The sequence below is a fragment of the Tissierella sp. P1 genome, from assembly GCF_002266425.1.
In the GTDB taxonomy this organism is placed as follows: Bacteria; Bacillota; Clostridia; order Tissierellales; family Tissierellaceae; genus Tissierella; species Tissierella carlieri.
Genome location: NZ_NPMN01000004.1, coordinates 20,357 through 33,765, shown reverse-complemented (window position 1 = coordinate 33,765; position 13,409 = coordinate 20,357). Strand labels below are relative to the sequence as shown.

Annotated in this window: 8 protein-coding genes and 1 riboswitch; of the genes, 1 reads left to right on the top strand and 7 read right to left on the bottom strand. The window is 32.3% G+C overall.

Going from position 1 to position 13,409, the window contains the following annotated elements; translation table 11 throughout:
* Positions 1-4 precede the first annotated feature (4 nt).
* From CIW83_RS03800 to CIW83_RS22625, 4 genes are all read right to left on the bottom strand, one after another.
* On the bottom strand, positions 5-1,660 hold the full coding sequence (locus CIW83_RS03800; protein WP_094899549.1) for a M20/M25/M40 family metallo-hydrolase: 1,656 nt from the start codon (positions 1,658-1,660) through the stop codon (positions 5-7).
* Positions 1,661-1,673: 13 nt separating this feature from the next.
* Positions 1,674-2,525: a transposase gene (locus CIW83_RS03795; protein ID WP_158220004.1), complete on the bottom strand. Its 852-nt coding sequence runs from the start codon at positions 2,523-2,525 to the stop codon at positions 1,674-1,676.
* Positions 2,526-2,669: 144 nt separating this feature from the next.
* On the bottom strand, positions 2,670-4,019 hold the full coding sequence (locus tag CIW83_RS03790) for a 5'-nucleotidase C-terminal domain-containing protein (protein WP_201259662.1): 1,350 nt from the start codon (positions 4,017-4,019) through the stop codon (positions 2,670-2,672).
* A gap of 23 nt (positions 4,020-4,042) precedes the next feature.
* Positions 4,043-4,495 carry a metallophosphoesterase gene (locus CIW83_RS22625; RefSeq protein WP_201259661.1) on the bottom strand — a complete coding sequence of 151 codons (453 nt, stop codon included), beginning with the start codon at positions 4,493-4,495 and terminating at the stop codon, positions 4,043-4,045.
* A gap of 198 nt (positions 4,496-4,693) precedes the next feature.
* Positions 4,694-4,778: riboswitch (cyclic di-GMP riboswitch) on the top strand.
* Positions 4,779-4,931: 153 nt separating this feature from the next.
* On the opposite strand from CIW83_RS22625, the gene CIW83_RS03785 reads away from it, so the two are divergent.
* The gene (locus tag CIW83_RS03785; RefSeq protein WP_094899547.1) at positions 4,932-6,656 is read left to right on the top strand and encodes a collagen binding domain-containing protein; all 1,725 of its coding nucleotides are present in this window, start codon (positions 4,932-4,934) and stop codon (positions 6,654-6,656) included.
* A gap of 42 nt (positions 6,657-6,698) precedes the next feature.
* Here CIW83_RS03785 and CIW83_RS03780 read toward each other — a convergent pair whose 3' ends face one another.
* From CIW83_RS03780 to CIW83_RS03770, 3 genes are all read right to left on the bottom strand, one after another.
* Positions 6,699-8,702 carry a methyl-accepting chemotaxis protein gene (locus CIW83_RS03780; protein ID WP_094899546.1) on the bottom strand — a complete coding sequence of 668 codons (2,004 nt, stop codon included), beginning with the start codon at positions 8,700-8,702 and terminating at the stop codon, positions 6,699-6,701.
* A gap of 246 nt (positions 8,703-8,948) precedes the next feature.
* Positions 8,949-11,009 (bottom strand): 5'-nucleotidase C-terminal domain-containing protein, encoded by a 2,061-nt coding sequence (locus CIW83_RS03775; RefSeq protein ID WP_094899545.1) that lies wholly within the window; start codon positions 11,007-11,009, stop codon positions 8,949-8,951.
* A 317-nt stretch (positions 11,010-11,326) separates the two neighbouring features.
* Positions 11,327-13,330: a methyl-accepting chemotaxis protein gene (locus tag CIW83_RS03770; RefSeq protein WP_158220003.1), complete on the bottom strand. Its 2,004-nt coding sequence runs from the start codon at positions 13,328-13,330 to the stop codon at positions 11,327-11,329.
* Positions 13,331-13,409: the final 79 nt, after the last annotated feature.

Sequence of the window (13,409 nt, the reverse complement as noted above, 5' to 3'; positions counted from 1 at the left end):
CTCTTTAATCTAATAATCTCTTAATTGTATTATAAGTTATATTAGTCATATTTTCAAAAGTATATCTCATATGAAGTCTTTCTGTTATTTTATGTCCATCTTTTCCATAGGTCCCAATATTAACTACTGGCACATCTACCTCCAATATTTCATCTATAGGATGATTGTATTTAGATCCCCAAGCAGGCATATTGTTTTCCAGCACCTTGAGACTTTCTCTACTATCACTCATCCCCATAAAACTCATATCTGAAATAAATGGATAGAACATTTTTGTTACTATAGGTTTATCAGAGTAGTCTTGTACAAATTTTATAGATTCTTCTACAGAAGACATTAGAGCCTTTTCCCTTAGGCTTTCTCCCAGCATCTCTATTCTAGCACAAAATGTTGATGAGAAATAAATTATTATTGCAGGAGATTTATCTACTGCCCATTTCCAAGCTTCCTCTACTACTGTTACGCTGAATTTTCTTAAATCCATAGCTGGATTTTTTTCATTTAATTCCTTAGCAAAATTATGAATATATATTTTAAATCTATCTCCATGTATAGTAGCTAATTCATTATAAAACTCATCCCAAGTATATACTCTAGTCTCCCAAGGCAGCTCTGTATATACATGCCCTCCTATTTCACAGAATCTCTTGTATGAATGGTTTAAATACTCAATAACATTATCAAAAGCTTCTACAGCCTTTCCCTTAACCTTGTTCATTACGTCTTCAGGACTCATTCTGTGTACAAAGAAATTATAATATGAATAAGCAGAAATTGCTGTTTGAACCGTATAGATATCTTTGAAGTCAGACTGTTTCAATGATATAGGAGGAATAGTAACTTCTCCCCCTGCTTCATCACATAAATCTGGGTTTAAATCCATTAATCTAGTTATCTCAGCTACTATTAAATTAGGATCTAGACCTCCAAATGCTTGTCCTACATGAGTTTCTTTTCCCGTAACATAAAAGGATGGTAACATTTTACCTATGGTCCCGTAATATACATATCTATTTTCATCTTTTTCATGGTATGGCGTAGAATAATCCGCATTTATAGCTGATATATATTCTAGATTATATTTTTCCTTCCATTCCTTCAATATCTTCAGGCATGATATTGCACCATGAGAGTTATCTTCCTCATCGCATTGAGCCATGGCTATAATATTTCCATCCAATTCTTCTGGATGTTCAGAAAAATATTTGATTAGATACATATGAGAAGCTACCCCAGCTTTCATATCTAATCCACCTCTGCCAAACATATACTCACCAGAATCTATATCCTTGTTTACATCATCACTTAGATTCAGCTTTTTCAATAGTTCTGGCAATATATCCGGGTTAAATGCATGCTCCTTTATTGAGCCAAAATCATCTACACCTACTGTATCAAAATGTCCCATAAGTAATAGAGTCCTTCTAGATTCTCCCTTTGTTCCTCTTACCATTGCTATTACATTATATCTTTCAATCTCATCATTTTCTGTTTGCTGCATAAGTAGATACTCTGGATTATCTTTAAAATATGATAACTCATCATAAAATTCCATTATCTTTTTTGCACACTCTTTTTCACCAGAAGTTTTAACTATACTAGGCACTCTGATAAGATCTTCCGTTATCTTTTTCACTTCATCATAACAGCTCAAATACATTAAATATCCCTCCTTATTTAGTTCCAAACAATATCTTTCTTATTGCCCCACCTGTAATATTTATATTTTTACTTATTTCATCTGTCGTATATCCATGTCGTAATGCCTCATAAGCATACTCCTGCTTATATTTCACCAAATATCTTTTTCTGGAACCCTCCTTAATTAATTCGTAATCTGACCCTATTTTACAAACTGATTTTAATATGTCATCAAGAGAAATTGTTTTTTGGAACTTATTCTCTTTATTTAATGCTTCCTTAAATTCTCCATTACCTATAAATTCTGCCTGTTCAAATTCTTCTTTTAGTATTTTATAATCCTCTGGAGGTTCATCCATCAATTCCTCATACTTTTTTATGGCTTGTAGCCTATCTACTGAAAACATCTCTAATAATTCTTCAATATTTATTAAATTACCTACATTCATTCTATAAAACACATCTGAACTCCATTTATACTTAGTCATGGAGTTACAGATACTAGCATATACTGGGTTATTATGTATATATCTTATTAATCTTATAAGATATGACTCATTTTGAACTAAAATGCTCCTATATCTCCCTTCAAATGGAGAGCCCGTTCTTCCTTTTTTCTTATTATAATATTTAGCATATCTAGTATTTATTCTATGCATTATCCGACTTATAGAAATGTTGTGGGTTTTTATGACAAAATGATAGTGATTGTCCATTATAGTATAAGCTAATAAGTAAAAATCAAATATCTCTTTTATTTCACCTATAATCTTTAATAGTTCTATTTTATCTTCATTTTCCTCAAAAATAAAAGCCTTATTATTTCCTCTATGAATAATATGATATATTGCACCGTAATATTCTATCCTCGGCTTTCTCCCCACAATACTCCCTCCTACAATAATATTATATTATATATTCAACAAAAATTTCTAAAATCCTCTATTTTTATTAATAAAATTTAAAATAAGTAACAAAAACGGTGCCTGGCACCGTTTTTGTTACTTATTATCTTTATAAACTATTTTTTAAGGAACTAATATTACTTGATTTGGGAAGATTAGGTGTGGATTTTTTAAATTATTGTATTCTGCTAACTTTTCCCAAGTAGTATTAAATTGTTTAGCTATTTTCCATAAAACATCTCCAGCTTTTACTACATATTTTTGTGGAGCTAAAACTGGTTTTACTTCTGGCTGTGGTGCTGGCTCTGGAGTTGGTACTGGTGCAGGAGCTGGTGTCTCCACTGCTGGCACTTCTGGAGTAGGAGCTGGCTCTTCTACTACTGGAGCTTCTGCTGCTACTTCTACTAAATAGTCTACTTCTACTGGTGTAATTACTTTAGCTTCTTTTATAGCTTCTACTAATACATCTCTAATCGGTATATAAGTATTTACTATATTCTTAGCCTTTGAGAAATCATATTTATCTCCACCTGTTATAAGGAAGTCATTTGTAACTACTGTGTAATATGCTTCCATATCAATAGGTGTACCATCTTCAAGACTAATCTTTGTAATTCTATTTTCGAATTCTGCATTTTTATCAAATTCTACTATAAGACCTGCAAATTGTCCGTTTCCTACTTCTGGATTATATATACCATGATCTATAGCTTTCTTTAAATCTGCCCCTGTCATTTCTAAAGTTACTAATTCATTATCAAATGGCATAATTTCATACATATCTCCCATTGTGATAGCACCTTTTTCTAGAGTTCTTCTAAGTCCTCCACCATTTTGGATAGCTACTTGAACTCCAGCTTTTTCCTTCATAACTTCTGATGACCATCTTCCTAATAAAGTAACATTATCTTCTTTACTATTATGTGTGAAAGCTTCTGCTGCTTCACCAATTACTTCACCTAATATTGGTCCAGCTTCTAATTCAAATTTTTCAAATAACTTTTGTCCTTCTGGGTCTGCTACAATATCAGCAGCCTTACTAGCTAAGTCGTCATATTTCGGCTCTATGCCTACTACTTTATTATCTTTATCTAATTCTATAGATAGTATTGCAAGTCCACGACCATTTTTATATCCTTGTACCACTGGAACATCTTTTACCTTACCTGCTACAGTTAGATGGCTATGACCAGAAATTATTCCATCTATTCCTTCTATATCGGCAAGTTTTGTTGCATTTCCTGTAATTTCTTTAGTTTCTTTATCTTGTGCAGAGTCAAGATGTGTAAGAGCTATTATAACGTCTGGTGTACCTTCTTCCGCCTTACCTTCTTGTAAATATTTAACCCAAGTCTTTGCTGCTTCTACTGGGTCAGTAAATTCTAATCCTTCTACATGCTCAGCTTTTGTAAGAGTGCTTGTATCTGGGTGAGCTAACCCTAAGAATGCTATTTTGATATTACCTTTTTCCACAATTTTATAAGGTTTTGCCCACTCTACTGGCTTACCAGTTTTTTATCTACAATATTAGTAGCTAAAAAATCAAAGCCTCCGTCTTCTGCCCAACCCTTCATATGTTCTGCTCCCCAATCAAGCTCATGGTTACCTACTGCTGAAGCAACTACTCCCATAGCCTTCATCATAGCAGATACAGGAGCACCATAAGTAAGATTTGATATAGCTGTACCTTGATAGAGATCCCCAGCAGATACAAATACTGTATTAGGATTTTGCTCTAAAAGTTTTTTGGAGTAACCTATCATTTTGGCCATACCAATATCTTTACCTAAATCCTTTACATTACCATGAAAATCGTTAAAGGAAACAATGTCCACAGTTACCTTTGCTATTTCTTCAGCAAATGCTGCTGGTGCTGCTCCCATCATTATACCTAATACTAGGGCTAATGATAAAAACAAGCTAACGATTCTTTTGTTTCTAAACTTCATACATAAACCCCCTTAAATTTTACTTAGTGTAATCATACCCATTACACTTTATATATAACTTATTCTACATACTTTTCGTAAATCCTCCTTGTTTTTGAAATTTTATCCAAAATATCAAAAATAATTCTTTTTTAACAACTTTATGTTTTAACTTAATAGTTGTTGGTATAATATATATAAATAAAATTATATAATTGAACATAATAAAGGCAAACCCACCGAAAGGTGGGGACGCAAAGCTTGAAGTCTAATACCATATGGTAATGATTGTTCAGCTGCTATGTTAGTAAAACATAGCAGCTTTCTGCATTTTTGGACAGCTATAGAAATATTACTATAATAATAGTTTTTGTTTCAATTTTATAGCATAGAAGGGGATTCAGCATACTATAGCTATAATAATTATATTTCCATATTTATGAAAGGAGTGAAAAAAATGAAGAAATACAGTAAATTGTTCATCGTTTTCTTACTGGTACTAAGTTTAGCAGTATCAATAATACCAAATATCAGCTTTGCTGATTCTGGAACTGACTACCCAGGAAATGACTCAGGTTTTGATTTCAAAATTGATCCACCAGAAAGTACAATAATCTATTTTGATAAGGATGGAAATAAAATCCATGACACTAACTCCATATATTGGATAGAATTCACTTTATCAGATGATGGAAAGTATTTAAGCTTTGAGGCTAACAATGTATCGATTGATGCTTTAGCAGTGAAGGGTGGAAATGGTTATAGACTATATGAAAATTTAGGCAGCAGCAGATCTGGTTTTAGATCCCCAGATAATAATGGAGGTAATATACCAGAAATATCCCATTACTCTTTTAACATTATTATAGACATACCAGAAGAACCATGGATAGGCAAAGTTAGGGTAATCAAGACAGTTACAGATCCAAATAATATTCAATCACCAGAAGGTATAAGTTTCACCCTTATAGGACCAAACGGATATGAAAAAACCAAAGAAACTGATGATGAAGGAATCATTGAGTTTACAGAATTAGAAGAAGGTCAATACACCTTAACAGAGGATATTCCAGATGGATATTTAAGTAGTATCGGCAATGGAAAAACAATAATTCTTCCCGATGATGCCGATGAGGATTATATAGCTGAAATTGAAGTAGAAAACAGAAAAATTCCTGATGAATCAGATCCAAAAGGTAAAATAACTATTAAAAAACTTGTTATAGATCCTGAAGATAATATTATAGAAGATGGAACTGAGTTTGAATTTGAGATATATATCCTTAATGAATCAGAAGCATGGACATTATTAGATACTGTTACAATAGTAGGTAACAGCTCGGTAACAGTGGATGGCTTGAATCCTGGTGAATATATGATTAAAGAAATTGATATCCCTAATGGATACACTTTAACATCAGATAATAATTTAGAAGTTTCTATATTAGAAGATGTAGAAGCTAATGTAGATTTTACTAACCAAAAGGATAATGAAACTCCTCCAAAATGGAAAGGAACAATAGAAGTAATTAAAAATGTAGTAGATACAAGAAATGCTACACCAGGTTTAAGTGGATTTGCCTTCAGACTTTACAAGACAAATGAATCTATAGAAGAGTTCATATCCGAGCAGACAACTGGATCAACGGGAATTGTCTTCTTCTCTGATCTGGGGGAAGGTTTCTATAAACTATATGAATTAGATAGAGCTGGATATATTAAAGGAATGAGTAATTCTGGACTTTCATTAGTATTGAATAGAGAAACTACTAATGAAGATAGGCTACTCAAAGTGAATATTACAAATATAGCAGATTATCCAGATGAAGAGAATCCTGAGACACCAGAAGAAGATGACGACGATGACGATAATCCACCACCGGATGAAGATGATGATACTCCCCCGCCAGATGAAGAGGAAACTATAGAAGAGGAAATTCCTGAAGCTATACCTGAAACACCTGAAGAAGAAGTAATTATTGAAGAAGAAATTCCTGAAGCTGCACCTGAAATAAAAATAGAATCAGAAGAAATCCTTCCTGAAGAGGAAATAGAAATTGTAGAATCAGTTCCATTAGCAGCACCATCTCTACCTGCAACAGGAACAACATCAGAGTATATTTTTTATGGATTTGGTGGTCTATTGTTAGCTATAGGTCAATTTATAAGAAGAAAAAAATAAGATAAGTTAAGGAGCTAGGTAAAACTACCTAGCTCCTCCCTATTAAAACTTAACCTGAGAAACTATTTCTTCTAACTTATCAGATATATCTTTATTCTTCTCAATTATTCCACTTATATCATTTATTGCCTCTACAATATTCATATTCTTCTCAGCAATATTTGTAGTGGCTACAGTTGACTCTTCTACAGTAATAGAGACTTCCTTAATAGCTATAGATATTTCATTTACAGTTGCTGCAAGTTCTTCTGCTGTTGCACTAAGATCTGAGATTATATTATTTAAGTGAGATCCATCTTCCCTATATTGACTTACTGCATCTACCATTAACTCATAATCCTTAGTTACATCTTTTTCTAAGAAATCCATTACAAGGGATATCCTTTCTATCAACTCTCCTACTGATTTTGTTATACTTTCTGTTACAGTTTGTATCTCACCTACTGTTGAATTAGAGTTCTCAGCTAATTTTCTTATTTCATCTGCTACTACTGCAAATCCCCTTCCTGATTCTCCAGCCCTTGCTGCCTCTATAGCTGCATTTAAGGATAAAAGGGATGTCTGCTCTGATATCTGTAGTATTGCATTTGACAATACATTTATTTTCTCTACTTCTTTAGATGAAACTATAGCCTTTTCTATTTCTTCTCTTGCATTAGAATATATCTCCATTGATTTATCCTTGGCATTAATGAATTGATGACTTAGCTTATCTGCCTTCACACTTATTTCATTAGATGTATTTGCACCTTCTTCTACTTTCTGAGCAAAATCTGATAATGCTCTTTCTATCTCCTGTGATGATTCATTGATAGATATAGTGGTAGCAGATGTTTCTTCCATTCCTGCAGATAATTCTTCTGTTGTAGCTGAAGTATCCTCTGCTTGTCCTAATAAGTAATGAACCTTTTCTAAGGTTTGTTCATTAACCTCATGATTTATCCTAATAGATCCATCCATATCTTTCATAAATGCCCTCAATTTTTGTATAATAAGATTAAAGGATTGATACATTTGCCCCATTTCATCTTTTCTTTTTAAGTCTTTTTCTTCAATCTCTTGAGATAGATTCAGATTGGATATATCCTCAGCAATTTCAACAGATTCTCTAATAGGCCTGGTTATAGTACTTGCCATATATAAAACTAATATAATAGATATTATAATTACAGATATTGCAGCTAATATAGTAAGTAAAATAACGCGATTAATACTGCCCATTACACTGTCTTGCGTTATAGCAACTCCTACTGTCCAATTTGATTCTTCTATATCTCCATAGAAAAAGAGTCTATCTACACCATCAAAATCCCTTATAGCCCTGTCTTTGATTTTAATTCCCGTTTTTCCTATAATATCTGCCATTTTCCCTTCTAATAGCTCATCTATCTTCTTGAAGCTGCCATCTTTATTGGGTTTAAATTCATCATTTAAATGAGTAAGTACATTTCCTTTATCATCTAATAAAAAAGCATAGGACCCATTTCCATAGTCAGCTGAAGCAATGAAATCTACTAGATAGTTAATAGATATATCTGTTCCCATTACACCCTTCATTCCACTACTAGTTTTAAACTGTTTAGAAACAGTAATTACCATATCGCCAGTTATAGCATCTATATAGGGTTCAGTGATGTAAAAATCCTGAGTTTCCATGGCACCTGTATACCAAGGTCTAGTTGTCCCATCAAAATCTGGTGATACACTTACACCAATGGGAAAATAAGTTTCTTTGTTACTATAAGTTATATAATAGGTATTGCCCGGATTATCAGCTGTTATTTTTGTCACAACTCCCCTCATATAATCCGCCTCATGATTATCATTGTATAAAATCAAATTCAATATAGATCCTAAAGTATTTTTTTGTAAAGCTATCCAACCATCAACTTCTTGTGCCGTATGGTGTGCTTCTAATATAACATTTTCATTAATTTCCTCTTCAAGTTTTTTTATAGATACTGAATAGTTAATAATTGAAATAAGTAAAATTGAGATAATACAAATTGATGTTGTAAACATTAGTAGCTTCCCTTTTAATTTCATAGACTATCTCTCCCTTAATTTAATTTTAAATATATATACCCTATATATCGGTTTATATGCTTTAATAGTTTATCAAGATACCTTGTGATGTTTTTCATAAATAAACTTCTAGCAAATCATCGAGAAAGCCTTTTCTTAAAACTCTAGGTCAAGTTCCAATTAAAATAGACTAGGATTTTTCTTATGAACCATAAAAAACTAAGCTAAATCACATGGATCTAGCTTAGTTAAATATCCTTATTTGTATTAAGGAATCAATATTACTTGATTTGGGAAGATTAAATGTGGATTTTTTAAATTATTGTATTCTGCTAACTTTTCCCAAGTGGTATTAAATTGTTTAGCTATTTTCCATAAAACATCTCCAGCTTTTACTACATATTTTTGTGGAGCTAAAACTGGTTTTACTTCTGGCTGTGGTACTGGTGCAGGAGCTGGTGTCTCTACTGCTGGTACTTCTGGAGTAGGACCTGGCTCTTCTGCTGGAGTTTCTTCAGTAGACTCTTCTATTTTAATATTATTAGTCTTTAATACTTCTTCTGGAATAAGTCCTGCATTTATCATTTCTATGGCATTAATAGCCTTAACATTTATAGTCCTTCCATCCTCTGATTTAGGAATCTCAATCTTGCCTTCTTTAACCTGTTCAATAATATAATCCCTTAATGGATGGTTGAAATCTACCCCTATAACCTCCCAGTTATTATCTACTATGGGTACTATAGTTTTATTCTCAGCTATATAATCAGCAATGTAGGATCTAAGAGACTTTGGATCTGATTCAAAATATGGCTCCCCTTTAATAATTCCCATGTTCTTTAATCCACCATATCTATAATTATTTATTGCTAATTTTAGAGTATCAGTATCTTTTACTAATTCGTCTTTAAATTTTAAATCTACAATTCTTTCACCCTCAGGTTTAGATAAATCTATCTTATAATCTACTCCCTGGAACATATCATAATTATATACTCTAATATTAGGATTAAAGCTTATGTTAATATCTCCAGGAATAAAGGTGTTATAATATGCAGCTGACCATTCCATATAGGCCTTTAATTCAGCTCCTGTAACTTCCACTCCTACTAAAGTATTTGGATATTTATATATCTCAAATATACTAGCATAGGTTAAATCTCCAGCCCTTAAATTAGATCCTGATGCAAATAATGCTGCTCCAGCAACATCTGCACCTGTTGCCTTAAGTTGCACATTATTGATAAGGTCAATCAATCCTGTGTCTCTAAGTTGAGCTTCCGGAATACCTGGAATTTCTGATGCTGGGGCAAAGTTTTCACTAGCTGTTCCAATTACTTTTGTTAAGAATTCTAATGTCTTATTATGATATTCCTTTGCATATTCTTTTAATTCTTTAGACGCTTCATACTCTTTCACTTCAATAATATCAACTGTACTATCTCCAATTATCCATTTATCATCTTTTTTTGTTAGTTCAAAATCAAATCTAACAACCTGTCTGCCTTCATTTCTAGCCGCCCCTACTAAAGTATTTCCTACTTTTTGCTTTTCCGTTACATGAGCATGTCCTGTTAATACAGCTGCTACTTCAGGGAATTTAGCTATGATCTCGTCTGCTCCGTCTCCTCCATATTCGGCAGTATATCCCATATGAGTAGATAGGATTATTAAATCTGCCCCTTCCTCTTTCATCTCTTTAATATGTTTTTCTGCTGATTCTAATGGTGATGCAAATTTTAACTCCTCTACCTTAGGTCCATCCCATCTTGGGATATTTGGATTTGTAAGTCCTAAAATTCCAACTTTTACTCCTGCTACTTCTTTAATTATATATGGCTTAGCTAAATATGAGTTATCAGCTTTATAATTTGCATTTGCAGCCAAGATTGGAAATTCTGCTTCCTCTTGAATTTTTTTAACCATTTCTAATCCAAAATTAAACTCGTGATTTCCTAATGTCATAGAATCATACTTCATAAAATTCATTACATCAATTACTGGATGCTTTAATTCTAGGTTAAAATTATACAAATCATCAGATAGTATAGTACCTTGAATAGTATCACCGTTGTCTATAAGGATTGTATTTGGATTTTCTTCTCTTACCTTTTCAACAATAGAATAAACCTTAGCCATTCCAAAGTCTTCTGTTTCCTTACCATCCTCATAGGACCAGTTATAAATATTAGCATGTAGGTCCGTGGTTCCTAAAACTGTAATCTTGATAGTCTCAGTATCAGCAAATGCAGTTGATGGAATAATAATACCCAATACCATAAATAATGCTAATAATAGACTATAGATTTTTTTGCTCCTTAAAAACATAGGTCTACCTCCTTAGATTTATTTAGTTATATAATATATTCTATATAGAATTTAATAATCCTTCTTTTTTTCCAAAATTTTCTCACAATTGATAATAGATATATTTTTCGTTGTCAACTCAGCATCTATATATATTAGAGACTAACAATAAAATAGGATGAAATGCAGGGCACGAATAATCCACATTGCCTATATCTGATGAACCTCCTACTTCAATATTAAATAACTACACTTTTTGGTCCCAATTCCAGCTAATTTATACATTAAGGATTAAAGTCCATCAAAAGTGTAGTTATTTAGTTTATCTAGGGATTATTCTAAAACTTAACCTGAGAAACTATTTCTTCTAATTTATCAGATATCTCCTTATTCTTCTCAATTATTCCGCTTATATCATTTATTGCCTCTACAATATTCATATTCTTCTCAGCAATATTTGTAGTGGCGACAGTAGATTCCTCTACAGTAATAGAGATTTCTTTAATAGCTAAAGACATTTCATTTACAGTTACTGCAAGTTCTTCTGCTGTTGCACTAAGATCTGAGATTATATTATTTAAGTGAGATCCATCTTCCCTATATTGACCTACTGCATCTACCATTAACTCATAATCCTTAGTTACATCTTTTTCTAAGAAATCCATTACAAGGGATATTCTTTCTATCAACTCTCCCACTGATTTTGTTATACTTTCTGTTACAGTTTGTATCTCACCTACTGTTGAATTAGAATTTTCAGCTAATTTTCTTATTTCATCTGCTACTACTGCAAATCCCCTTCCTGATTCTCCAGCTCTTGCTGCCTCTATGGCCGCATTTAAGGATAAAAGAGATGTCTGCTCTGATATCTGTAGTATTGCATTTGACAATACATTTATTTTTTCTACTTCTTTGGATGAAACTATGGCCTTTGCTATCTCTTCTCTTGCATTAGAATATATCTCCATTGACTTATCCTTAGCATTAATGAACTGATGACTTAGCTTATCTGCCTTTACACTTATTTCATTAGATGTATTCGCACCTTCCTCTACTTTTTGAGCAAAGTCTGATAATGCCTTTTCTATTTCCTGTGATGATTCATTGATAGATATTGTGGTAGCAGATGTTTCTTCCATTCCTGCTGATAATTCTTCTGTTGTAGCTGAAGTATCTTCTGCTTGTCCTAATAAGTAATGAATCTTTTCTAATGTTTGTTCATTAACCTCATGATTTATCCTAATAGATCCATCCATATCTTTCATAAATATTTTTAACTTTCTGATGGTATTATCAAATGACTGATACATTTGTCCTATCTCATCTTTACGTTTCAGCTTTATTTCTTCTATACCAGTAGATAAATTTAAGTTACTTATTTCTTCAGCAATTTGCGATGAATTAATGATTGGTTTAGATATAGAACTACCCACAGTTAAGGATAGAATACTCGTTGCCACAAGTAACAGCACAACAGTAATTAAAGTTAAATTAATGGCATGTGAAACCACCTTTAAAGTTTCCTTCTCTGATACTGCCAATCCAACCATCCAACTAGATTCTTCGATTTCATCGAAAAAGCAAAATCTTCTGATATTATCGAAATCAGTGATTCTCTTCTCTCTTAAGGACAATTCCTTGTTTCCCATTATATCTATAAGTTTGCCACCTAATATATCTTTTATATTTATATACCCTTTATCTGCTGTTGGCTTATATTCTTCATTTAAATGAGTTATAATATTTCCTTCATCATCCATTAAAAAAGCATAGGAATCTTTCCCTAGTTCTACATTTGACACTACTTCTACTAAATAGTCTATTGCAATATCAGATCCCACAACGCCTATTACCCTGCCGCTCTTTTTAATTGCCTTTGATACTGTTATGACCATATCTCCGGTTCTAGCATCAATATCTGGCTTTGATATATATATTCCATCCATTCCAATTGCTTCCTTATACCACGTTCTTTGAGTTGCATCATAATCTGCTGGTGGTATCCATCCAGAACCTGATATGAATCTTTTATCTGGCAATCCAATATAATATGCATTTCCTGGATTATTTTCAGTTTGACTTTCTAGAAACCTATACAAATACTCTTGCTCATAGTTATTGTTATACAATATACTATTAAGCGTTTCATCCAGAGAATCTTTTTGTATTGCTATCCATTGATTTAGCTTTTGAGTAGTTAATGCTGCTATGCTGTTAGTATTAGAATTAACTACCTTTTCTAGCTCTCTGATGGAAACTGCATAATTTATTATAGATACAGAAATTATGCTAATAATAGAAATCATTAAAGTGAATAGAATTAATTTAGTTTTAATTTTCATTTTATCTTTCCTTTCTCTCTTATGATATAAGGTATATTCGACATCAATCCTCAAAATCCTCTTTATTTTTAGAAAAATT

Excerpts from the sequence above, each read along its gene's own strand:
- CIW83_RS03775 (WP_094899545.1), bottom strand. The coding sequence starts at position 11,009 with ATGTTTTTAAGGAGCAAAAAAATCTATAGTCTATTATTAGCATTATTT.
- CIW83_RS03800 (WP_094899549.1), bottom strand. The coding sequence starts at position 1,660 with ATGTATTTGAGCTGTTATGATGAAGTGAAAAAGATAACGGAAGATCTT.
- CIW83_RS03780 (WP_094899546.1), bottom strand. The coding sequence starts at position 8,702 with ATGAAATTAAAAGGGAAGCTACTAATGTTTACAACATCAATTTGTATT.
- CIW83_RS03770 (WP_158220003.1), bottom strand. The coding sequence starts at position 13,330 with ATGAAAATTAAAACTAAATTAATTCTATTCACTTTAATGATTTCTATT.
- CIW83_RS22625 (WP_201259661.1), bottom strand. The coding sequence starts at position 4,495 with ATGAAGTTTAGAAACAAAAGAATCGTTAGCTTGTTTTTATCATTAGCC.
- CIW83_RS03785 (WP_094899547.1), top strand. The coding sequence starts at position 4,932 with ATGAAGAAATACAGTAAATTGTTCATCGTTTTCTTACTGGTACTAAGT.